Below are 22164 nucleotides of genomic sequence, written 5' to 3'. Positions count from 1 at the left end.
GCGGCACGGTGCCCGGGTTACGGCGTCACCGGCGCCTGCAGCGCAATGCGGTTGCCCTCGCTGTCGCAGATCTCGGCCACCCGCCAGTGGCCGGCATCTGCCGGGCCGCGGCAGCCGTGCAGCTGGACCGGCGCATCGATGCGCACCTGCAGCCACTGCTGGTAGAAGGCGATGGCGCGAGCCAGGTCGCTGGCCGGAATCTCGACATGCGCGATGGGGTTCATCGTCGCAGGATGGCGCCGCCCTGACATTCCGTGCGCATCGTTGCGGGCATGCTGGCCTGCCCACCCTTCGCGGAGCGCTGCATGACCCTGGCCGATCACCGAAGTGCACTGGCGCCACTGGGCCATCTGCGCGTCGCCATCAATCTGGGGAATCCGGTCCTTGCGCAGGGCGACGCACGATCGCCGCGCGGCCCCTCGGTGGAGCTGGCCACCGCGCTGGCGCAGCGGATGGGCGTGCAGGCGCGATTCACCTGTCACGATGCGGCCGCATCGGTGGTCGCGGCGGCAGCCGACGACGCATGGGACCTGGCCTTTCTCGCCATCGATCCGGCACGTGCCGACCGCATCGCCTTCAGTGCACCGTATGTGGAGATCGAAGGAACCTACCTGGTGCGCGAGGACAGTCCCGCGCGGCGGGTGGCCGATCTGGATCGCGATGGGCTGCGTATCGCCGTTGGCCGCGGTGCCGCCTACGATCTGTTCCTGAGCCGGGAACTGCGGCACGCCACGATCGAGCGTGCCGACACGTCGGCGACGGCCATCGATCTGTTTGACGCACGGCGCCTGGATGCCGCCGCTGGCGTGCGCCAGCCGCTGCAGGCCTGGGCACTGCAGCATCCGGGACACCGCGTGCTCGCCGACCGCTTCACTGCGATCCAGCAGGCCGTGGCCGCACCTGCAGCGCGCCCCGCTGCCGCCCTGCGGGCCCTGTTCGACGAGGTCGAGGCGATCAAGGCAGGGCCCTTGCTCGAGGACGCTTTCGCACGTTCCGGACAGGCGGTCACCCTGGTGCGATGACGCAGCAGTGACCCGCAGCACGCGACAGGTGGCTGCGTGCGCCAGGCCGGATCAGCCCTGCGTCTCCATGTGCCGCGCATGCTCGCTGGCCTGCGCATGCAACCACTCACGGAAAGCGAGGAATCCACGGTGGCGCGCCGAGCGCTGCGGATACACCAGCCAGTGCGGCCAGGCCGTTTTCAGCCGCTGCTCCGACAACGCGACCAGCTGGCCGGAATCCAGCAGCAGGCGCGCGCGCGTCAGCCGGCCCAGGGCCACACCGACACCATCGAGCGCTGCACGGTGATGCGCTTCCGAATCGTCGAGCACCGCCACGAACCGCGAAGGGGGGCTCTGCCCGATCAGGGCAAACCACGCGGCCCATGCGCCATCCGGATCGCCCAGCAGCGGCCACTGCGCCAGTGGAGCACGGTCGATGCCGCCCATCCGCGCGATCAGCGCCGGGCTGGCCATCGGCACCAGCCACTCATCGAACAGCCGCTCGACCACCAGCCCGGCCCATTGCCCGCCGCCTACGCGCAAGGCCGCGTCGAACTGCAGCTGCCGATCGAAATCGACAAGGCGCTCGCTGGACTGCAGGTTGATCTCGATCTGCGGGTGTGCGGCGACGAAATGACCCAGCCGTGGCACCAGCCATGCGGAGGCCATCGACGGTACGGCGCTGATCGTCAGCACATGTTCGGCGCGCGCGGCATAGCGCTGGAACACCTCGTTGATTGCATCCAGGTGCGGCCCGACCCGATCGAGCAGGCGCTGGCCCTCCAGGGTCAGTGCGACCCCGCGCGCCTGGCGGACCAGCAGCGGCTGGCCGAGGCGTTCTTCGAGCTGCCGCATCTGGTGGCTGAGCGCGCTGACGGTCAGGTTCATCGACGCCGCGGCGCGTGACAGGTTGCCCAGGCGCGCGGCAGCCACGAAACCCTGCAGGGCATGGAGGGGTGGGCGGGACATGAGGCTTGAATCCTGTTCAAGTCAAGCTTGCGGAAATGTCGCTTTTTGCGTCCTCATGCTGCCCGTATCGTTCAATCCACTCAAGTGGAGCGACGATCATGAACATCTTCAGCAGTCTGTTGTTCCTGCACGGTCACATCGCAAGCGCCGAGCTGGCCCGCCAGTTGGCCACGCCGGTGGCCAGCACGACCGGGGCACCGGCAAAGCCGTACCGGAGCACACACCTCGACCGTCCAGCTGCAGCAAAGGTGACTTGCCCCACCTGCCCCGCCCCGCGCTGAGCGCGGCAGCGGCGGGCTTACCAGTGCCGGGGCGCTAATGCCCGTACCAGGCCTGCACATGGGGCGGTAGCGATGGCAGCGGGTCGATGTCCAGCGCGCGATAGCCATCGAGGGTATCGCGCAGCAGCGCCGGTCCGGGGCTGCCCGGCATGCGCAGGCTTTCCTCTTCCGGCAGCTGCAGGGCGGCCCAGTCATGCAGGCGATCCAGCCGCTGGACCATGGCGGCGCGCAGCCAGGGGCGCAGCGGGAAGGTCCGATATCCGCGCCCATCCAGCGTACGCACAGCATCGGACAGGGCCTGGTTCGCGCCACGCACCCATTCGGTGCGTCCGCCGGCCTTGTCCTGCACGGTCATCGGTGCCGGCGCGCGATGTGCTCGGAAGGGGGCACGCAGCTCCAGCTCCAGGTCACGCGCATCGCGCTCGGTTTCCGCCTCCACCAGCGCCCCGGCGCACAGATCGAAGAACTCGAACCAGCGCCGATGCAGTGCGCTGATGCGACCGAGCGGGTCACGCGAGAAACCGATCTTGGCGTAATCCTCCCAGGCGCAGGGAAAGACGTAGGCGAAGACACGACCATCGATGCGGATCTGCGGTTCCATCGGCGCAGGCTGCATCGCTTCGGACGCGATGGCAACCGGGCCGAACCGTGCGCCGTTCGGGTCACGGCCGCTGCAGCACGTCCTGCACTGCGGCAGCCACGTCGGTGTTGTCGATGTAGCTGCCATCATTCCACCGCACATGCTGGCGGTAACCGGCGTCGATGCCGCGCACTCGGGCGGTGAGCCGCTCGGCGCCGGCGCCCTTGGCCCACAGCGGTACCAGTGCGTTGGAGTGATTGCCGGTGGGGCGGAAGCTCATCCCCGGCATCCGCCCGCGCCCGTTGTTGCGCACCGGCTCGAACGCCACCTGCTGCGCGTCGGGGCCCATCGGCATGCTGTTGTCGTGGTCGGTGGTGACGATCAGCAGATTGCGCTGCCATCCGCCGTTGCGCTCGATCCACGCCACCACCGCCGATACCGCATCGTTGAACTCGACCGTCTCTTCGATCAGGCGGCCGTACTGCGGCTGCTCGCCGCACTGGCCGTAATGCCATTCCGTGCCGCACGCGCTGGTATGCGCGGCCCAGTCGGTGGCCCCGCCTTCCACCATCAGGAACAGGCCCTTGGACGAGCGCTGCTGCAGGAACTGCAGGGCGCCGCGGGTCATGGTCGCCAGGTCCGGCACGCTGTCGATCTTCCTCACGCCGGAGGGAGCGGTCTCATCCCTGCCCAGGACCTGCAGCTGACGCGCCTGCTGCAGGGTGCTGGCCACACGCGGTACGCCGATCAACGGGCGGTCGGCTGGCACCCTCCCCTGTGCAAGCGCAGCGAACGCTTCCTTGCTGCGGATCAACCGCCACGGTCCGGCAGGATTGCCAGCGATGGGGGTGCCTGCTTCCAGCTGCTGCCAGTCCTGCTGCGACACCCACTCCCAGGGGTTCGCGCAACCCTCTTCCTTCACTGCGCCTGCATCGTCATCGCAGGCGCGGCCATCGACGCTGTAGCCGGGGCCGCCGGTTCCCATGACCAGGTCCATGTGGCCCTGGGCCAGCATCTGGTGGGCGATGGCATGGTAGTTGTTGCGCGACGCGTTCTGCGCGGCGAACGCGGCCGGTGTCGCGTGCGAGAACGGCACCGAGGTGACCACACCGGTTGCCATGCCCAGGCGCTTGGCGCGCAGGGTGTTGAACTCTACCGCGACGCCGTCGTTGTTGACGTTGATGGCGTTGTTGTACGTCTTGATGCCCGACGACAACGCCGTGCCCGCCGCGGCGCTGTCGGTCGCCACCGCGGCCAGGTACTGATAACCGGCGAACGGAAGATCCGCTGCCGGTACCGGGGTGGCATCCCATGCTTTCGCGGCGTCGTAGCCGAGCGTCTGCGCCGAATCGTGCGTGGGCTGGCTGCTGGCGTTGAGCGGGAACGTGGCCACCGCAAGGCGCTGCGGGAAGTGCGCGTACGGAGCGCCTTCGCGACTGCCATACTGCCAGTACGCGGCGGCATCCCAGGTTCCCCAGCCCGCGCCGTCGTTGATCATCACGATCACGTTGTGCGGGTAGCCGCCGGTCGCCACCGGCGCCTGCGCACGCGGTGCCGGCTGGCAGCCGGCGAGGGCTGCCAGCGCGGCCAGAATCGACGGGTAGAGCCAACGGCGCGGCGTGTGTGCGGTCATCGTGCATCCTGTGGGGTCGGGCAGGTGGCCCGGAATGCGCGACGTTATATCATTGCAATATTGCAGATTCACGCATCCTGGCAGCGGTATCCTGTGGAACGTCTCCCCTGCCGCGCCACCATGCCGTCTCCACGTCCCCCGGTCTCCTCGATCACCCTGGATGCCGGCAGCTTCGCGGTCATCCATCAGGAGAACGCCGACCTGCAGCGTCCGCCTGCTTCACTGACCAAACTGATGACCGCGTACGCAGCCTACGAACAGGTCGCATCCGGCGCCGCCGCTTGGGAGATGTCGGTGACGGTTGCCGCCGAGGACGTGCAGGCGGTTGCTGACGATGAAACGCGCATGGGCCTGGTGCCCGGCGAAACGGTCACGCTGGGCCGGCTGCTGCAGGGCATGCTGGTGGTATCGGGCAACGACGCGGCCCTTGTGCTTGCCCGCCATCTGCACGGCTCGCAGGCGGCGTACCTGCAGCACATGAACGCGCTGGCGCGGCGTCTCGGCCTGGGCAGTACCTGGTTCGCGTCGGTGTCCGGCATCACCACGCCGCGGCACGTATCCAGCGCACGCGACATGGCGGTGCTGGCGGGCCGCCTGCTGGCAGATCATCCGCAGGTGCTGGCCATCACCGCACAGCCGGCGTTCGCGCACGGGACGTTCAGCCGCAGCAACCAGAACGCACTGCTCGCCGATGAAGGTGTGGACGGCCTGAAGACCGGCTATACCCGCGCGGCCGGGTTCTGCCTGGCGGCTACGGCGCGCCGCCCCATCGCCGGACACGCGCAGCCGGTGCGATTGATCACCGTGGTGCTTGGCTCGGAAGACCGCGAAGCACGCGATGCGCGGGTGCGCAGGCATCTTGCCAGTGGATTCGCCGCGTTGGCCGGCGACACCGTCGCAGAAGCCTGAGCTGCGCGGGCAGTCAGTCCCGTACAACGGTGGATACGATCACCCGCTGCAGTTCGCGTTCCGCGTCGGCTTTGCCGATCGCGCCATTGGCCACCGCTTCGGACAGCGCTTCGGCAGCGCCGAGGATCGCCCAGCGCCCCTCCACCGGTACCTGGCCGTCACCGGCGAACGGGCCCAGCCAGTCCGCGCAGTTGTCGATGAACTCCTGCTGGTAGCAGTGCCGCACCTCGCGCAGCTCCGGCGCGCCGACCAGCGCTGCGAGGATGCTCTGCACGTCGCTGCCCTGGCTCAGCACGCAGTCGATGTAACCGGACGCGATGGCCGCTGCGCGCGCGGTCAGTTCTGCCGGCGCCGCGGCGATACGGTCATTGAAAATGAGCGTCTGCCGCTGGTCGTAGTCATGGTAGAGCGCCGCCAGCAGGCCGTTGCGCGTCACGAAGTGATCGTAGGCCACCGGCTTGGTCACGCCCGCCGCTTCGGCCAGGCGCCCCAGGGTCAAGGCATCGGTGCCTTCGGCGCCTACCAGCGCCCATGCGACATCCAGCAGCTGGCGGGCCCGCTGCTCGCGGGTCAGTCGGCGACGCGTGGGGGTGTCGGTGGCAGGCATCGGCGGAACACGGCTGTCAGCTCGTTGGATGTCCGATTTTACGGCCGATCTCCATCGCGGTCTGCAGATGCGCCGCGGCCGCCCCGGTGTCCGCCTCCAGCAGCAGGGTGGAGGACAGCACGCGCGCGCCGCAGTAATCGAAGATGCCCATGTCGATCTGCGTGTTCATGGCCGCGCCATAGCCACGGCGTTCAATCATCGCGGCATCGGCACCCCCGATGCCGACCAGATGCACCTGCAGCCGCTGCAGCCGCTTCTCCACTTTTCCATCGGCACCCTCGGCGTAGGCCCAGCCCTGGGTGAAAACGCGATCGATCCAGCCCTTCAGCAGCGCCGGGAACGACCACCAGTAGAGCGGGTAGACCAGCACCAGCGTGTCGGTCGCATCCAGCCGTGCGTGCTCGGCCGCCACATCGGCCGGTGGCGGCGCGATGCCGCGGAACAGGGCCTGGTCCTGCCCGTTGAAGCGCGGGTCGAAGCCTTCGGCCATCAGATCGGCCATGGCGGTGGTATTGCTCTCATCGGCATCGGCGATGGCCTGCGCGATGCGAGCGGCTACCGCGTGGGTCAGCGAGGCAGGATCGGGATGGGCAACAACAATCAGGCTGTGCATGGGCAACTCCTTGGAGATTAGTTACTAATGGTAACTAGCGAACCCAGCCCGATCAGCACTGCCAGCAGGACACTGTTTCTGGCGTTCTGTATCGCCTCAAGTCAAATGCAAATGATTCGTGATACGATTGTTAAGGAGATCTGAAACCCCACACGGACGTCCCAGCCATCGCCAGTGGACCCCTCACCCGGAGTACCGCGCGATGTTGCATGCCAGTCTGAAGTCCCGTCGTTCCGTTGCCACGCTGGCCGTGGCCATCGGCCTTGCCCTCGCCTCCCAGGCCCACGCCGAGGCGTCAGCCGATGCCGCCGCCAAGCAGATGGACACCGTGGTGGTCACCGCCACCGGCGCCCAGCAATGGATCCGGGATGCCCCCGCCAGCATCAGCGTGATCACCCGCGAGGACATCGAGCGCAAGCCGGTCAGCAGCATCGGCCAGCTGCTGAGCACCGTGCCCGGCGTGACCGGCGGTTACGCGCTGTCCGGTGCGCAGTCGAAGATCCGGCTGCGCGGCCTGCCCGAGCAGTACACACTGATCCTGATCGATGGCCGCCGCCAGGGCAGCTCGGCCGGCGTGAACTATCGTGATGACCTGGGCCCGCAGGATCTGAACTGGCTGTCGCCGGACATGATCGAACGCATCGAAGTGGTGCGCGGCCCGATGTCCTCGCTGTACGGATCGGACGCGATGGGGGGTGTGATCAACATCATCACCCGCAAGATCGCCGACCACTGGGGCGGCTCGGCCACCTTCAACTACAGCAAGCCCGATTCGGACACCCGCGGCAACACCACGCAGATGGGAGCGCTGTTCAGTGGCCCGCTGACCGACAACCTGGGCGTGCGCATCGGCGCCAACGTCACTGACCGCGAATCTGACCGCGGCGCGCGGCAGACACCGGGCAACAAGGCAGCGAACGCCAACGTGCTGTTCAACTGGCGCATCAGCGACAGCCACGTCGTGGGCGTGGAGGCCTCGCGCGGAACGCAGCGCAACAGCGGGGCCGGCCAGGTCAACAGCTGGGGGCTGTCCAAGCTGGTGCAGACCGGCTACGTGATCCGCCATGACGGCACCTACAGCGACGCCACCACGTCGAAGACCACGCTGGTGCAGAACGAATACGAAGACAAGGGCAGCGACGTCGGCAACCGTTCGAAGGAAACGGTGTTCGATACCGCCTTCAACACCGGCTTCCACTGGGGCGTCGAGCACAGCCTGAATGTGGGCGGGCAGTGGAAGCGCGAGGAGTTGGAGAACAGCGACACCATCGGTACCGTTCCGGTCACCTGGACGGGCAGCGGCCGCATCAGCCCGACCAGCGAGGCCGACTCCTGGGCGCTGTTCGCCGAGGACCACCTCACCCTGCACGAGCGCTTCGTGCTGACCCTGGGCCTGCGCTGGGACAACACGGAAAACTACGATGACAACCTGAGCCCGCGCATCTACGGCGTCTGGCACCCGGCCGACGCATGGACCGTGCGCGGTGGCATTTCCAAGGGCTTCCGTGCCCCCAACCTGAAGCAGGGAACGGCCGGCGCTGCGACCCAGTCCGGCGGCAACGGCTGCCGTGCCCTGACCGCCGAAGGCTGGAGCAGCCGTTCGGTGAATGCCGACGGCACGCGCGGCTGCTACATGGCCGGCAACCCCAACCTGGAACCGGAGACCAGCACCAACTACGAGCTGGGCGTGGGCTTCGACCGCGAGGGCTGGTCGGCCTCGGCCACCTACTTCCTGACCAACTTCGACGACAAGATCGAACAGGTGCCGCTGAGCCAGATCCCCGGCCAGACCACCAGCTTCGTCAACGGCTACTGGTGGACGGTGGCACAGAACATCCAGAAGGCACGCACCCGCGGTGTGGAAGCCAGCGTGACCGTGCCGCTGCACGAACGCCTGAACTGGACCACCCACGCCACGCGCATGCTGGAATCGAAGAACCGCACCACCGGCGCCACCCTGCTGGTAGTACCGGAGCTGACCGCCAACACCTCGCTGGAATGGCAGGTGACCGATGCCTGGTCGTTGAATGCCAGTGCGCAGCACATCGGCAAGCAACTGGTATCGGCCACCAGCGCCACCTTCGCCAAGGCGTACACCACCTGGGATCTGGTGACCGGCTTCGACGTGAACGAGAACCTGACCCTGCGTGCCGGCGTCCTGAACGTAGGCGACGTGTCCACCATCGACGAAGGCAACAACTACGACGGCGGCGCGCGCACCTTCTTCGTGGGCGCCACCGCACGGTTCTGATGCAGCACTGGCTCGGATCCCTTCGCGCAGCGAAGGGATCCTGCCGTGCATCCGCGGCCCTGCCTCAGCGGAACAGCGCGTTCAGCGCCGCACCCGATGCTGCCGCCTGCAGGCCATCAAAGCGGCCTTCCTGCTGGATGGGATCGGTGGCCCGCATCAATCCCCCCCACGCCGCACGGGCCAACGCCCCGCCCAGGCTGACCCGGCGTACCCCCATCGCAGCGATGTCCTGCAGCGTCAGTGACGTCGGTCCGCCCACCAGCAGGTTCACCGGCTTGCCGCCGGCCGCGGCCACCACCGCCTGGATCTGTCCGGCCGTGGTGATGCCCGGTGCGTACAACACATCGGCACCTGCGGCCGCGTAGGCACGCAGGCGCTGCAGCGTGTCTTCCAGATCCGGTACGCCCACGAAGAAGTTTTCCGCCCGGCCCACCAGCAGCACATCGGCCGCGGCGCGATCGATGGCCGCACGCGCCGCACGCAGGCGTTGCACGGCCTCCTCCAGCGGGCGCAGCGGCGCGTCGGCCAGACCGCTGGCATCTTCAATCGACAGAGCGGCGATGCCCGTATCCAGTGCCGCCGTCACGGCCTCAGCCACGTCCTGTGGCGTGGCGCCGAAGCCATCGCCGAAGTCTGCGTTCACCGGCAGGTCGGTGGCGGCCACCATCAGCCGCAGGTGGTCAAGCGTCGCCTGCAGCGATACCGCACCATCGGGGCGACCTTCGCTCCATGCACATCCCGCGCTGGTGGTGGCCAATGCCAGGAAGCCCTGCCGCTGCAGGTAGCGCGCGCTGCCGATGTCCCACGGATTGGGCAATACGAAGCAGCCCTGCGCATGCAACTGCCGGAACGTGGCACGTCTGCGGGCAGTGCTGGCATCTGCGCTGTTCATGGCGGGTATCCGTGCGGTGAGCTGACCACCCTATCCGGGCCGCGCACAGGACTCAACGCACCTGCGGCGCAGCATCAGGTGATGCCACCGGATCATTGGACGCGGCCCCCGCATCCGTCCGACGGTGACGGTCCGCCGTCCACGGAAACGACCATGCCGCGCTCCCCGCATTCCCCTGACGCCGTTGCTGGCGACGACACCGATGCACACCAGGCCGCGCCGTTCTCACCCAGCCGGCGCCGCCTGATCGCATCGGCCGGCCTGGCCGCAGGTGGCCTGGCCGGCGCCACGAGTCCGGCCGCCGCAACACCGGCCCGAGAGGTGGCGAACACGACCGCACCGGGGCGTCCCGGATTCCAGGCGATCGTCCCGCCGCCGGCGCAGGGCCGCAGTCCCTGGGGACAGGACACCGCCAGCGAACCGACCCCACGACCGCGCAGCACACGCCCGGGCGAATCGCCATTGCCGACCCTCCCACGCCCCTACACCGACATCAAGAGTTACCACGCCCACATCTATTTCGACGAGGACACCTCGGCCAAGGCCGCACTGATCCGGCGCTGGGTGGCGGAACGCTTCCCGGTGGAACTGGGCAACTGGAATCCGGAGCCACGCGGCCCCCATGTCACCCCGTCCTTCTATTTCGGCTTCACCAACGATCTCCTGCCGGTCGTGGTGCCATGGCTGCAGCTCAACAGCCTGGGCCTGACGATCCTCATCCACCCCAACACCGGCGATGGGCGCGCCGACCACCTGCATTACGCGCTGTGGGTGAACCGCGCGCAGCCGGTGAACGCCTACGACTGGCCCGCGCCCCGGCCGGGCGAGCAGGAGCCGCTGGAACAGGTGTTCCCCAACGTCGTGCCGACGCGGCCGCTGGAAACCTGAGCAGCCGCGCCCGGCCTGGTCGGGACAGGAGCGGCTGGCCGCCATCGTCGGCGTACGTGCCGCTATTACCCGCCGCCGCCGCGTTCAGCGCGCCTTGAAGCGCTGCCCGGCATACGGGCACAAGCGCTTTCAGCGATTTCAAACAATCGATTGAAACGCGGCAAACTTCGCCGAACTGGACAGCATCGGCCGCTTCCGCCAGACTGCCGCCCTTTCCAGTCGATCGGATCCCATGGCGAAGCTGCTGGTCCTGCACGGCCCCAACCTCAACCTGCTCGGTACCCGCGAGCCGGAGGTCTACGGCCACACCACCCTGGCCGACATCGACCAGGCGCTGGCCCGCCAGGCCGACGCCGCCGGGCACGTGCTGGAGAGTGTGCAGTCCAACGCCGAACACGCGCTGGTGGACCGCGTACAGGCCGCCCGCACCGACGGCACGGCGTTCATCTTGATCAATCCGGCCGCATTCACCCACACCTCGGTCGCCCTGCGCGATGCGCTGGCGGCCGTGGCCGTGCCGTTCATCGAAATCCACCTGTCCAACCCGCACGCCCGCGAACCGTTCCGCCAGCACAGCTATTTCAGCGACAAGGCGGTCGGCGTGGTGTGCGGCTTCGGCGCCGACAGCTACCGCTACGCGATGGACGCGGCGCTGCTGCGGTTGTCCGCCACCTGATTGTCGACCCGGGCGCCCACGGCGCTCTCCTCACCTAGATAGAAACCCAAGAGGCCCTCATGGATCTGCGCAAAATCAAGAAGCTGATCGACCTGCTGGAAGAGTCGAACCTGGCCGAAATCGAAATCAAGGAAGGCGAAGAGTCCGTGCGCCTGTCGCGCGCGCCGGTCGCCGGCTATGCCGCCCCGGTCGCCGCTCCGGTGTATGCCGCCCCTGCCGCGCCGGCGCCGCAGGCAATGCCGATGCAGTCGCCGACCGAAGCCTCCACCGGCGGCACCGCCAAGCCGGGCCCGGCGCTGCCGGAAGGCCACGTGCTGCGTTCGCCGATGGTCGGCACCTTCTATGCCTCGTCCGCTCCGGACAAGCCGGCCTTCGTCACCGTGGGCCAGCAGGTCAAGGAAGGCGAAACCCTGGCCATCATCGAAGCGATGAAGATGTTCAACCCGATCGAAGCCGACGCGTCCGGCACCATCGTCGCCATCCTCGGCGAGAACGGCCAGCCGGTGGAGTTCGACCAGCCGCTGTTCGTGATCGGCTGAGGGGCACGCCATGCTCGACAAAGTCGTCATCGCCAACCGAGGGGAGATCGCGCTGCGCATCCTGCGCGCGTGCCACACCCTGGGCATCCGCACGGTGGCCGTGCACTCCACGGTCGACCGCAACCTCAAGCATGTGGCCATGGCCGACGAGTCGGTCTGCATCGGCCCGGCGCCGTCGCCGCAGAGCTACCTCAACATCCCCGCCCTGATCGCCGCGGCGGAAGTCACCGATGCCCAGGCCATCCATCCGGGCTACGGCTTCCTGTCGGAGAACGCCGATTTCGCCGAGCGCGTGGAGGAATCCGGCTTCATCTTCATCGGCCCCAAGGCCGACACCATCCGCATGATGGGTGACAAGGTCGAAGCCATCCGCGCCATGAAGGCCGCCGGTGTGCCGTGCGTGCCCGGCTCGGGCGGCCCGCTGGGCGAGGACATCGTCGCCAACACCAAGATCGCCCGTGAGATCGGCTACCCGGTCATCATCAAGGCAGCGGGCGGCGGCGGCGGTCGCGGCATGCGCGTGGTGCACGCCGAAGCCTCGTTGAAGACCTCGATCGAAACCACCAAGAGCGAAGCGAAGGCGGCGTTCGGCAATGGCGAGGTCTACATGGAGAAGTTCCTGGAGAACCCGCGCCACGTGGAGATCCAGGTGCTGGCCGACGGCCAGGGCAATGCCATCCACCTCGGCGAGCGCGACTGCTCGATGCAGCGCCGTCACCAGAAGGTGGTCGAGGAAGCACCGGCACCGGGCATCACCGCCGAGCAGCGCGAGCAGATCGGCAAGGTCTGCGTGGAGGCCTGCATCCGCATCGGCTACCGCGGCGCCGGCACGTTTGAGTTCCTGTACGAGGACGGCCGCTTCTACTTCATCGAAATGAACACCCGCATCCAGGTGGAACATCCGGTCACCGAAATGGTCACCGGCATCGACCTGGTGGCCGAGCAGCTGAAGATCGCCGCCGGCCAGAAGCTGTCGATCAAGCAGAGCGACGTGGTGCTCACCGGCCATGCCATCGAGTGCCGCATCAACGCCGAAGATGCTGAAACCTTCGTGCCGAGCCCGGGCACCATCACCGGCTTCCATCCGCCGGGCGGCCCCGGCGTGCGCGTGGACACCCACATCTACAGTGGTTACCGCGTGCCATCGAACTATGACTCGATGATCGGCAAGCTGATCGTGCACGGCCCGGACCGCGAAACCGCGATCGCCCGCATGCGGGTGGCGCTGAGCGAAATGGTGGTCGACGGTATCAAGACCAACATCGCCCTGCAGCAGCGGATCATGCGCGACAAGGGCTTCCAGGCCGGTGGCCAGAACATCCACTACCTGGAAAAGCGTCTGGCCGAGCGCAAGAACAAGCCGATCGCGCTGACCTGATCGGCACAGGTGCCGGACACGAAAAGGGCGGGGATATCCCCGCCCTTTTCTGTTTTCTGCAGCGCCTTCCCCCGCGCCCGGCGTACCGGGAAAAGCAGCCGCGCGTGAGGGCCCGGCGCTGCAGGATCGGTGTCAGTGCCTGTCGGCCGCGGTTGCCGGAATCTGCGAGTTCGGCAGCGGGCGCACACCATTGGGCGAGGTCGGATCGACGATCACCATGGTCTCGGTCGAGCCATCGGGCCAGACCACCTGGAAGGTGCTGCCCGCCGGCAGCGATGCGAACGGCACGCCGCTCTGCGCGCGATAGACCGCAGCGACCTGGCTGGCGCCGGCGCGGCGCAGGTCTTCCTGTGCCTTCACCGTGGTCAGCTCCACCTTCGACAGATGCCGGTAGCGATCCTCGTAGGTATCGATCATCAACAGGCCCACCGCGCCGGCCGAATACGCCACGAACAGTGCCACCCAGAACCAGAACTTGGCCCCGTGAAGGAATCGACGGTAGTTCATGGCCTGCTCCCCCTTCCAATCAATCGCTTGATCCATTCGTTCATCTTCCCAGCACCTTGCCGCGAAACCGCAGCGTCATACACGAAATCCCGGAAATCCTGCGTCTCATCCTGCGAACAGATCCCTCCATTCGCACAAAAACTATTGACCAGCACGCTGTCGGCCCCACACGGTAGACCGAGTTCGCAGGCCGCAAGCCGCCACGCCATTTCGCTGAGCTGCTCGCCGGCCACCAGCCCGTCCAGTGCACTGTCACCTGCGGCGCGCACGCCCATTCCCGGAGCGAGGGCCATGAATGCCTCCGGATCGCGCGACAGGCGCACGCGCTCGACCAGGCCACGGCGGTAGTCCGCGCTGTCATGCAGCGGCTCACCTTCAGCGAACAGCGCAGCTTCGGCCGCCAGATTGCCCTGCGCGGCCGCCTTGCGACGCTCCGCCAGCACCAGCGCCGCGCCCAGTTTGTCGCCAGGCACGAACCCGCCGCAGCGCTGGGCCACGCGCTCGCGCGCATCGACCATGGCCGGTGCGGCACTCAGGCCCAGCCCCGCCAGCACGTTGTTGTCCAGGCGATACCCCCCGGGATCGACCGCGTACTGCGCGCAGTAGTCATACACCCGGCTGAGCATCCAGCGCGCTTCGTGGTTGCCACCGTCGGCCTGCGCACGCAACCGCTGCGCATAGGCGAACAGATCGGTGGCGCCCTCGATGTCGGCCCGGATGTCCAGCGGCAGGCCGGACGGCAGTGCGCCGCCCCGCTCGAAGGCCGCCAGACGCCGCGCCAGCGCCTCGGGCATGACCGGCATCGTCGTCCCATCCTCGTTGCCCGCCAGCTGGGCCGTCGGCAGCCCGGAGGCCGCGACCGGAGACGATACCGAGCCCACGTGCCCGCTGGCCCGATACCCGGCCACGCCCAGCACGGCCACCGCCGGCAGCACGAGCAACCAGGTTTTCAGTGTCGGAGCGAGGGCCATCGGCAACGGAAGCGTCGGGGGCGCACAGGAAAGCGCGCAGTTTAGCAAGGCCCGGCAGGCCTGTCTGAACGGGGGGCGTTCATCTCAGAGCATACGGAGACGCCCCGATGGTCTAGCATGGCCCCCTTTCCCGCGATTGCCCCCGATCCCATGCCGTTCCTGGAACTGACCCTGCGTTGCACCGAAGCCACCCAGCCCCGCTATGAGAATGCGCTGGAGGACGTCGGGGCGTTGGCCGTGACCCTGCTCGATGCCGAGGCCGACACCAGCAACGAGCAGGCGATCCTGGAACCGGGCGTGGGCGAGACGCCGCTGTGGGACAGCCTGGTGCTGACGGCGCTGTTCCCGGCTGACAGCAACGCGCTGTTGCTGCTGGCGGCGCTGGAAGCGTTCGACCCGGAACTGGACTGGAGCGGTGGCAGCTTCCGCGCCGTCGAGGACGAGGACTGGGAGCGTGCCTGGCTGGACCAGTTCCAGCCGATGGACTTCGGCAGCCGCACCTGGATCGTGCCGTGGAACCATGAGCTGCCGGAGGCGGCGCAGGCCGCCGACGCGGCCGTCGTCCGGCTGGACCCGGGCCTGGCCTTCGGCTCCGGTACTCATCCCACCACCGCGCTGTGCCTGCGCTGGCTGGACCAGCTGGCCGTGGACGGCCAGCTGCAGGGCCAGCGCGTGCTCGATTTCGGGTGCGGCTCGGGCATCCTCGCCCTCGCTGCGCTGAAGCTGGGCGCCGCCGAGGCGATCGGCGTGGACAATGATCCGCAGGCCCTGGTCGCGACCGCCGACAATGCCGAGCGCAATGGCGAGCAGGGCCGCATGCAGGTCTATCTGCCACAGGACGAGCCGGTGGCAACCTATCCCATCGTGGTCGCCAACATCCTCGCCTCGGCACTGGATGCCCTGGCCGAACTGCTGGCCGCGCGCGTGGCCAGCGGTGGCCGCATCGCACTGTCGGGCATCCTGCACGGACAGGAACACGAACTGCTGCAGCGTTACGGTGCCTGGTTCGACGACCTGCAGGCGACCCGCGATGGCGACTGGATGCGCATTACCGGCGTGCGCCGCGCCTGATCGTGTTTGAATGAGCGCTCGACCCGAACCCGCACCGTGAGCATGTCCGAGCCGACCCCCGCACGACGTCCACTGGCCACCTTCCTGCGCCCCGCGCCGGAAGGCGGAACGGCACCTGCCGTCGAGGCGCACGTCGATACGCCTGCACAGGCCGGTCCGGCGCCCGAACCCACTGCGGCGGAGATCGAACATGCGCCGGCAGCGGCGGTGATCCCTGCGCAACCCGTTCCGCAGCACACCGATGATGTGCCCCCGCATGCCGCGGCGGTGGCATCACCATCGAACCATGACGCACCCGGTTTCCTCGCCCGTGCACCTTCACGCTCGCGCCCGGCGCCGCGCTGGCACTGGCTGCTGGTGACGGGGCTGGCGGCGCTGCTGATCCTGCAGAGCGTGCTCGCCGACCGCGCGCGGCTGGCCGCCGATGCCGGCCACCGCACATGGCTGGTGGCGCTGTGCAGCGTGCTGCGCTGCAGCCTGCCCGCCTGGCACGAACCCACCGCCTTCACCATGACCAGTCGCGACATCCGCCCGCTGCCTGATCAGGCCGGCGTACTGCAGGTCCAGGCCAGCATCCGCAATGACGCGCGATGGCCACAGGCCTGGCCCGACCTGCGGCTTTCGCTGTCCGATGCGGACGGACGGGTCATCGGCAGTGACGTTTTCAGCCCCACGCAGTACCTCGGCGAGAACCCGGGTACCGCCGTGCTGGAACCGGGTCAGAGCGCACACATCGCGTTCCGCGTGCAGGAGCCTGCGGCGTCCACTGTCGCATTCACCTTCGAGTTCCTGTGATCGGGACGAAGGCGACCAGCCATGGCAGGTCGGGCACGCTCGCGCTAGACTGACCGCCACCACCTCATCCGGCCGCGCGCTCCGCGTGCACGGGCCAACCAGATCGGGAACCCCCTTGAACGCTGTCCTTTCTCGTCCTGACAACAGTCGTGGCGCTCCCCGGCCACCGCTGCGCGAACACGTCGCCCAGTCCGTGCGCCGGTACCTGCGCGACCTTGATGGCTGCGATGCAGACGACGTCTACGAGATCGTGCTGCGCGAGATGGAGATTCCGCTGTTCGTGGAAGTGCTCAACCACTGCGAAGGCAACCAGAGCCGGGCCGCGGCGATGCTGGGCATCCACCGTGCCACGCTGCGCAAGAAGCTGAAGGAATACGGCATCAGCGCCTGAGCGCGGATGGCGACGTCGTGGAAGCGGGGTCACCCGCCGCCGCCCGCCTTCCAGTAATACCGCACCACGTGGAAGAACACCGGTGCGGCGAAGCACACCGAATCCAGCCGGTCGAGCATGCCGCCATGACCCTCGATCATGTGGCCCCAGTCCTTGATGCCACGGTCGCGCTTGATCGCCGACATCACCAGGCCACCCCAGAACCCCATCAGGTTGATCAACAGCGACAGGCCGAACGCCTGCAGCGGCGTGAACGGCGTGATCCACCACAGCGCAGCGCCCACCACGCTGGCACTCAGCACGCCACCGATGAAGCCCTCCACTGTCTTCGACGGCGACAGCCTGGGCGCGATCAGGCGCCTGCCCAGCAGCTTGCCCCAGATGTACTGCAGCACGTCCGAGGACTGCACCACGATCACCAGGAACGCCAGCAGCAGCACGTTGCGCGCGGGCTCATGCCCGGGCACACGCAGGTTCAGCAGCAGGGGCACGTGCGAAATGCAGAACACGCAGATCATCAGCCCCCACTGCACCTTGGCCGTGCGCTCCAGGTAATGCGTGGTGTCACCGCCGATCGTCGCCAGGATCGGCAGGAACAGGAACGCATAGACCGGAATCAGCAGCGTGTACATGCCATACCAGTCGATCCACACCAGGTAGTACTGCCAGGGCAGTACGATGTAGAACGCCGCCAGCAGCGCGTAGTAGTCACCTGACCGGGTGGGTGCCAGGGTGATGAACTCGCGCAGGGCAAACAGCGAGATGATCGCGAACAGCACGATCACCCCGGCCCGGCCGAACAGCAGCGCCAGGCCGACCACGATCGCCATCACCCACCAGGCGCGGATGCGCGAGACCAGGTTGGCGATGACCGCGCTGGGCCGTCCACGCTGCCGCCAGCGCAGGGTCTCGGCCACCAGCGTCGCCAGCACCAGCACCGCGCCGACCCCGGCGAACAGCAGCCCGGTCTGCTGGCCCACGCTGCGCGCGGCGAGGTCACCCGATACGGCGATCAACCCGCTCATGCGCGTCCTCCGTCCGGCGCCAGATCCAGCAGCGCCTGGCGGCTGCGCTCGAGAAACGCCGTCTTGTCCTCATCGGCCTGCAGCCGCAGCGGAGTACCGAAGGTGGCCGTGCACAGCAACGGCAACGGCAGGAACCGTCCCTTGGGCATCACCCGCTTCAGGTTGTCGATCCACACCGGGACGAATTCCAGTTCCGGACGCTGCCGCGCAAGATGGTAGATGCCACTCTTGAACGGCAGCAGCGGCTCATCGCCGACGTTGCGCGTGCCTTCCGGGAACAGGATCAGTGAGCACTCCGCATCCACCGCGTCACGCAGCGCCTGCAGCGGATCCTGCTGGCGGCGCGCCGCTTCGCGCTCGACCAGCACGCCGTTGAACACCGCATCGATCAGGTAGCGACGCAGGGCATCGCGCTGCCAGTATTCGGCGGCTGCCACCGGACGCACCTGCCGCCGCAGTGCCGGCGGCATCGACGACCAGATCAGCACGAAATCCCCGTGGCTGGCGTGGTTGCCGTAGTAGACACGGCGCTCGCTGGAGGGCGCGCAGCCGAGCCACAGCGCCCGCGCGCCGGTGAGCACATGGATGGCGCCACTGCAGGCGCGGGCGATCAGTTCAGCAAACATCGATGTCTCTCCTCAGGTCTGCGGCCACAGCACGGCCACCAGCAGCGTGGCGAACTGCAGCAGCGCCGCCGCGTACTGGCGCAGCAGCAGGCCCCGCATGCCCGCCCAGCGCGCATCCCAGCCACGCACGGGCGCCTGCGCGTCACGGCGGCGCAGACCGGCGACATGCAGGGCCGCGTCCACCCGTTCGGCCGCCGCCTCACCGTGCAGCTTCTCCTGCAGCAGCAGCTGCAGGAGGCTGGCGTCCAGATGTACGCGCACCGCGTAGTACGCCTGCACCATCCCCGCCGCCACGCTCAGCAGCAACAGGCCGGCCGCGAACATCGCCAGTCCCGGCTCGATGCCCAGCAGCAGCAACGCCACCAGCAGCAGTCCCAGCGACAGCGCAGCGGGCAGCCGGCCCTGGCGCAGCAGCAGGCGCATCATCGGCAGGTCGACAGCGAGGCTCATGCGGGGCTCTCCGAGGTGATGGCGGCCTGGATGGCGCGCAGGTGGTCGTCATGCAGAACGATGGAGGGCCGCGCGGCACGTATCCGTGCCACCGCCTCGGCTGCGTCCCGTGCCCGGCCGCTGCACAGCAGCCAGGTCGCTACGCTGGCCGCACTGCGCGAATAGCCCAGGGCACAGCACACCAGTACTGGCCCCTGCATGCGCAGGCGTTCGATGGCGGCAGCGGCCTCGCGCAGCTGCGCCGGCGAGGGCACCACCATGTCCAGCATCGGCACGCTGGCATACGCTGCACCTGGCGCCCGGCACGACAGCTCTGCGCAGGTATCGACCACGCCGTGCAGTGGCGACGCCAAGGCCGCCCGTGGAATCCGTCCCAACCACACGCCATCGGCCACCGCAGAGGGCTGCGGTGCCCGCCATGTCCATAGCCGCGAATTGATCCAGGCGGCGCCCAGGTAAGGCGCGAGCAGCCAGCGCGCGGCCATGGTCAGGCGCCCGTCGTCGCGCTTCTGGAACATGGCCGTGCCCAGTCCGGCGTACGCCAGCGCCACCAGCAGCAGCGAGATCGCCGGCCACAGCAGCCACAGCGCAGTGCCTCGCAGCGCCAGCGCCGGCACCAGCAGCACGGCGGCACCCAGAAGGTAGAGCAGCGCCAGCCGCCACCGCGCGGGATCCTCCGCGGACTGCCAGGCACGCAACGGCGGTGTTCCCTGGTCCGGCCACAGCCACACGCACAGCCAGCCCACCAGCAGGCCGGTGGGAATGTCGATGAAGTGATGCTGGAACGTGGTCAGCACCGAAATGCCGATCAGCAATGCCCACGCATGCAGCACCAGCCGCCAGGCGCCCTGCAGGTAGTGGGCGAACTTCACCCACAGCACGATCAGCAGCACGATGTGCAATGACGGCGCCTGGTTGAAAGGCTTGTCGAACCCCAGCAGCACTTCGAACAACCAGCCATAGGCACCGCCCGTCTCCGGCCGCTCGAAGCTGAAGCGCAGCGGCCACAGCAGAAAGCAGGCCACTGCGATCACCTGTGCGCTGAGCAGCCGCAGCGCATGGCGGTCCAGCTCCAGGCGCTGCCGGCACAGGAAGAACGACACCGCGTAGAACAGGTCGATCGACCAGTACGGCACGATCGTCCAGGGCACGAACGGAATGCGCGTCTCCCAGTCGAACACGACAACCGGAACCACGTCGTGGCGGCCGGCCATCCAGTTGGCAAAGCCATAACTGGCAAAGAAGAACGGGCCCAGCACCGCCAGCCACAGCAGCGCGCGGCGCCACGGACGCGGTGCATCGGCAACGATCGGCGTTGCGGTGATGGCCATCAGGCGACCCGACGCGCCAGCGATACGGTGAAGATGCCGAACGCGTCAATGCGCTGGGTCACCTTCTCAAAGCCCGACAGCCGCACCAGCTCGTCCATCTCCTGCTGGGTGCGCCGTCGCATGACCCAGGCCGCGCCTCCGCGATGGCTGGTGAGTGCACGGGCGATGAATTCCAGCTGCGGGTGCCAGGGCTGGCCGGTATAGGCCAGGTAGCCCCCCTCCGGCACCACCGCGGCAATACCCTGCAGCGAACGCAGCACGGCATCGTTGTCGGGGAACAGCTCGTACAGGCCTGAGACCACTGCCAGCGTCGGCGTGGGTTCCACCGTCGCCAGCAACGCCGGATCGAACGCGTCGCCCTGCTCGAAGCGGGCGATGTCGGCGGCTCCCAGCCGTTCGATCAAGGCCTGGCCCTGGGTCACGTTGAGCGGGCTGAAATCACGCAGCACGATGCGGTCGGCGCGCTGTTCGCCCTGGCCCAGGGCTTCCAGCACATAGCGGCCATGGCCGGCGGCCACGTCCAGCACCTGCACCGGCAGATCCTGGCCGCGCAGGCGCGTGGCGGCATCTCGCAGCAGTTCCTGCAGGTGCTGGCCACGCACGCGGATACCACGCCAGCCGATCGCATCGAGGTAGTTGCGGTCGATCATCCGCCCCAGCGGTCCCTTGCCGCGCGCTTCGTCGCGGTAGATGTAGTCCAGCGTGCTGCCGGAGTCGAAACCGGTCTGCAGGCCCAGCGCGATGCCTTCGGACAGGGTGCCGCCCAGGCGCAGGCCCGCACGCACCCCGCGCCAGCGCAGGTCGGCCAGGCTGTTGCGTTCCGGAGGCCAGGCCAGGATCTCCGACTCCTCGAACGTCGGCCCATGCCGATGCGCGTCGCGCCGCGACAGCGTGCGCAGCGGTTCGGCGAAACGCGCCTGGATGAAGTCGCGGATGCGCGCCAGTGCCGGCGCACGATCGCGCTCGCCCAGCGTGTCGTGGAAGAAACCCGGCAGGTACACGCGCTCCTTGATCGGACTGGACAGGCGCTCATAGAAGCGGTCCTGCGGACCACGGTGCACCACGAAGTCGGAGCCGGACACCAGCAGTTGCACCGGCACGCTGATCGCCTGCGCGTCGGCCACGATGCGGTCGGCGGCTTCATACAGGCCCAGCAGCACGCGTACCGAGATCGGCCGGGTGATCAGTGGATCGGTGCGGTAACTCTCCACCCGTGCCGGATCATGCGTCAGCCACTGCGGCTTGACGTAGCTGTTGACGAAGAAATTGCCGCGCAGCTTCTGCATCAGGGCCAGGCCTGGACGTGCGAACGGCACATACAGCTTCACCTTGAATGCCGGTGACGCCAGCACCAGCGCGCGCAGGCGGGGGGCATAGTCGTGTACCCAGGTCGCAGCGATGACCGCGCCCACGCTCTGCGCGACCACGACGATGTCCTCGACCGCGATGCCGTGCTCGCTGCCGATGTGGGCGATGAAGCTGTCCAGGTCGCGCACCAGCGCAGGGAAGCCCGGTGCGTCGCCACGCTCGCCCGGCGAGCGGCCGTTGCCGCGCGCGTCCCAGGCGAAGAAGGCGATCTCCGGCAGGTCCAGCTCGTCGACCAGGTGGGCGACCCGCCCTGAATGCTCGTGGCCACGATGCAGCAGCACGATGGCCCGGACCGTGCGCCCCGGTGGTGTGCCTGCGGCCGCAACCGGCCAGTGCCGGTAGAACAGCGGTACTTGGTCGAAGCTGTGGAATTCCCGTTCCTGCACCTGACGCATGCCTTCTCCTGGTGGGC

General features: G+C 68.1%; 25 protein-coding genes. 11 read left to right on the top strand and 14 right to left on the bottom strand.

Features of this window, described 5'->3' with window-relative positions:
• Positions 1–17 precede the first annotated feature (17 nt).
• Positions 18–224, bottom strand: a complete 207-nt coding sequence (locus tag N5J29_RS00205) for a hypothetical protein (protein WP_164151374.1) — start codon at positions 222–224, stop codon at positions 18–20.
• An 81-nt stretch (positions 225–305) separates the two neighbouring features.
• On the opposite strand from N5J29_RS00205, the gene N5J29_RS00200 reads away from it, so the two are divergent.
• Positions 306–1022 carry a transporter substrate-binding domain-containing protein gene (locus N5J29_RS00200; RefSeq protein WP_164151375.1) on the top strand — a complete coding sequence of 239 codons (717 nt, stop codon included), beginning with the start codon at positions 306–308 and terminating at the stop codon, positions 1020–1022.
• A gap of 51 nt (positions 1023–1073) precedes the next feature.
• Here the strand turns inward: N5J29_RS00200 and N5J29_RS00195 are convergent, their stop codons facing one another.
• Positions 1074–1970, bottom strand: a complete 897-nt coding sequence (locus N5J29_RS00195) for a LysR substrate-binding domain-containing protein (protein ID WP_065174425.1) — start codon at positions 1968–1970, stop codon at positions 1074–1076.
• Positions 1971–2068: 98 nt separating this feature from the next.
• Here N5J29_RS00195 and N5J29_RS00190 point away from each other — a divergent pair, with 98 nt between their 5' ends.
• Entirely contained in the window at positions 2069–2251 is a 183-nt protein-coding gene (locus N5J29_RS00190; RefSeq protein WP_081279699.1) for a hypothetical protein, read from the top strand.
• A gap of 34 nt (positions 2252–2285) precedes the next feature.
• Here N5J29_RS00190 and N5J29_RS00185 read toward each other — a convergent pair whose 3' ends face one another.
• Together N5J29_RS00185 and N5J29_RS00180 are read right to left on the bottom strand one after the other, a co-directional pair.
• Positions 2286–2852, bottom strand: a complete 567-nt coding sequence (locus tag N5J29_RS00185; RefSeq protein WP_065174424.1) for a GIY-YIG nuclease family protein — start codon at positions 2850–2852, stop codon at positions 2286–2288.
• 61 nt (positions 2853–2913) lie between these two features.
• Positions 2914–4464 carry an alkaline phosphatase gene (locus N5J29_RS00180; RefSeq protein WP_164151377.1) on the bottom strand — a complete coding sequence of 517 codons (1551 nt, stop codon included), beginning with the start codon at positions 4462–4464 and terminating at the stop codon, positions 2914–2916.
• A 120-nt stretch (positions 4465–4584) separates the two neighbouring features.
• On the opposite strand from N5J29_RS00180, the gene N5J29_RS00175 reads away from it, so the two are divergent.
• Positions 4585–5373 carry a D-alanyl-D-alanine carboxypeptidase family protein gene (locus N5J29_RS00175; protein ID WP_164151379.1) on the top strand — a complete coding sequence of 263 codons (789 nt, stop codon included), beginning with the start codon at positions 4585–4587 and terminating at the stop codon, positions 5371–5373.
• Between the two features lie 13 nt (positions 5374–5386).
• Here the strand turns inward: N5J29_RS00175 and N5J29_RS00170 are convergent, their stop codons facing one another.
• Both N5J29_RS00170 and N5J29_RS00165 read right to left on the bottom strand, forming a co-directional pair.
• Positions 5387–5980: a TetR/AcrR family transcriptional regulator gene (locus tag N5J29_RS00170; protein WP_053515691.1), complete on the bottom strand. Its 594-nt coding sequence runs from the start codon at positions 5978–5980 to the stop codon at positions 5387–5389.
• A 16-nt stretch (positions 5981–5996) separates the two neighbouring features.
• Positions 5997–6593, bottom strand: a complete 597-nt coding sequence (locus N5J29_RS00165; RefSeq protein WP_053515689.1) for an NAD(P)H-dependent oxidoreductase — start codon at positions 6591–6593, stop codon at positions 5997–5999.
• A 202-nt stretch (positions 6594–6795) separates the two neighbouring features.
• Here N5J29_RS00165 and N5J29_RS00160 point away from each other — a divergent pair, with 202 nt between their 5' ends.
• Positions 6796–8844 (top strand): TonB-dependent receptor, encoded by a 2049-nt coding sequence (locus N5J29_RS00160; protein WP_081284364.1) that lies wholly within the window; start codon positions 6796–6798, stop codon positions 8842–8844.
• 64 nt (positions 8845–8908) lie between these two features.
• On the opposite strand, the gene N5J29_RS00155 is transcribed toward N5J29_RS00160, so the two are convergent.
• Positions 8909–9736: an isocitrate lyase/phosphoenolpyruvate mutase family protein gene (locus N5J29_RS00155; protein ID WP_164151381.1), complete on the bottom strand. Its 828-nt coding sequence runs from the start codon at positions 9734–9736 to the stop codon at positions 8909–8911.
• 153 nt (positions 9737–9889) lie between these two features.
• On the opposite strand from N5J29_RS00155, the gene N5J29_RS00150 reads away from it, so the two are divergent.
• From N5J29_RS00150 to accC, 4 genes are all read left to right on the top strand, one after another.
• Entirely contained in the window at positions 9890–10624 is a 735-nt protein-coding gene (locus N5J29_RS00150; RefSeq protein ID WP_164151383.1) for a DOPA 4,5-dioxygenase family protein, read from the top strand.
• Between the two features lie 232 nt (positions 10625–10856).
• Complete coding sequence (aroQ, locus tag N5J29_RS00145) at positions 10857–11300, top strand: type II 3-dehydroquinate dehydratase (RefSeq protein ID WP_065174418.1); 444 nt, start codon at positions 10857–10859, stop codon at positions 11298–11300.
• Between the two features lie 59 nt (positions 11301–11359).
• A complete protein-coding gene (gene accB / locus N5J29_RS00140) occupies positions 11360–11839 on the top strand; it encodes an acetyl-CoA carboxylase biotin carboxyl carrier protein (RefSeq protein ID WP_053515682.1) in 480 nt (159 codons plus the stop codon).
• Positions 11840–11849: 10 nt separating this feature from the next.
• Positions 11850–13217, top strand: coding sequence for an acetyl-CoA carboxylase biotin carboxylase subunit (gene accC, locus N5J29_RS00135; protein ID WP_014648613.1), 1368 nt, complete (start codon positions 11850–11852; stop codon positions 13215–13217).
• A 132-nt stretch (positions 13218–13349) separates the two neighbouring features.
• On the opposite strand, the gene N5J29_RS00130 is transcribed toward accC, so the two are convergent.
• Positions 13350–13724 (bottom strand): hypothetical protein, encoded by a 375-nt coding sequence (locus N5J29_RS00130; protein WP_065174417.1) that lies wholly within the window; start codon positions 13722–13724, stop codon positions 13350–13352.
• Positions 13721–14695 carry a hypothetical protein gene (locus N5J29_RS00125; protein ID WP_164151384.1) on the bottom strand — a complete coding sequence of 325 codons (975 nt, stop codon included), beginning with the start codon at positions 14693–14695 and terminating at the stop codon, positions 13721–13723. Before N5J29_RS00125 ends, N5J29_RS00130 begins: the two co-directional genes overlap by 4 nt.
• Before the next feature lie 150 nt (positions 14696–14845).
• Here N5J29_RS00125 and prmA point away from each other — a divergent pair, with 150 nt between their 5' ends.
• The 3 genes from prmA to fis all read left to right on the top strand — a co-directional run bounded on the left by prmA (position 14846) and on the right by fis (position 16952).
• A complete protein-coding gene (prmA, locus tag N5J29_RS00120) occupies positions 14846–15766 on the top strand; it encodes a 50S ribosomal protein L11 methyltransferase (protein ID WP_065174416.1) in 921 nt (306 codons plus the stop codon).
• A gap of 42 nt (positions 15767–15808) precedes the next feature.
• Positions 15809–16561 (top strand): DUF3426 domain-containing protein, encoded by a 753-nt coding sequence (locus N5J29_RS00115; RefSeq protein WP_279924053.1) that lies wholly within the window; start codon positions 15809–15811, stop codon positions 16559–16561.
• Between the two features lie 115 nt (positions 16562–16676).
• Positions 16677–16952 carry a DNA-binding transcriptional regulator Fis gene (fis, locus tag N5J29_RS00110; RefSeq protein WP_005419706.1) on the top strand — a complete coding sequence of 92 codons (276 nt, stop codon included), beginning with the start codon at positions 16677–16679 and terminating at the stop codon, positions 16950–16952.
• Positions 16953–16981: 29 nt separating this feature from the next.
• On the opposite strand, the gene N5J29_RS00105 is transcribed toward fis, so the two are convergent.
• The 5 genes from N5J29_RS00105 to N5J29_RS00085 are packed head-to-tail and all read right to left on the bottom strand — an operon-like array spanning position 16982 to position 22147.
• The gene (locus tag N5J29_RS00105) at positions 16982–17977 is read right to left on the bottom strand and encodes a phosphatidate cytidylyltransferase (RefSeq protein WP_053515673.1); all 996 of its coding nucleotides are present in this window, start codon (positions 17975–17977) and stop codon (positions 16982–16984) included.
• Entirely contained in the window at positions 17974–18603 is a 630-nt protein-coding gene (locus N5J29_RS00100; RefSeq protein WP_053515671.1) for a lysophospholipid acyltransferase family protein, read from the bottom strand. The genes N5J29_RS00105 and N5J29_RS00100 overlap by 4 nt, the downstream gene beginning before the upstream one ends.
• A 12-nt stretch (positions 18604–18615) precedes the next feature.
• Complete coding sequence (locus tag N5J29_RS00095) at positions 18616–19053, bottom strand: hypothetical protein (protein ID WP_164151388.1); 438 nt, start codon at positions 19051–19053, stop codon at positions 18616–18618.
• On the bottom strand, positions 19050–20387 hold the full coding sequence (locus N5J29_RS00090; RefSeq protein ID WP_164151425.1) for a phosphatase PAP2/dual specificity phosphatase family protein: 1338 nt from the start codon (positions 20385–20387) through the stop codon (positions 19050–19052). Before N5J29_RS00090 ends, N5J29_RS00095 begins: the two co-directional genes overlap by 4 nt.
• Positions 20384–22147 carry a bifunctional alpha/beta hydrolase/class I SAM-dependent methyltransferase gene (locus N5J29_RS00085; RefSeq protein ID WP_164151390.1) on the bottom strand — a complete coding sequence of 588 codons (1764 nt, stop codon included), beginning with the start codon at positions 22145–22147 and terminating at the stop codon, positions 20384–20386. Before N5J29_RS00085 ends, N5J29_RS00090 begins: the two co-directional genes overlap by 4 nt.
• Positions 22148–22164 lie beyond the last annotated feature (17 nt).

The sequence above is a fragment of the Stenotrophomonas sp. GD03680 genome, from assembly GCF_029844625.1.
Taxonomy (GTDB): Bacteria; Pseudomonadota; Gammaproteobacteria; order Xanthomonadales; family Xanthomonadaceae; genus Stenotrophomonas; species Stenotrophomonas maltophilia_P.
Note: the sequence above shows the minus strand (reverse complement) of the source record. Positions and strands in the feature narration are given on the sequence as shown.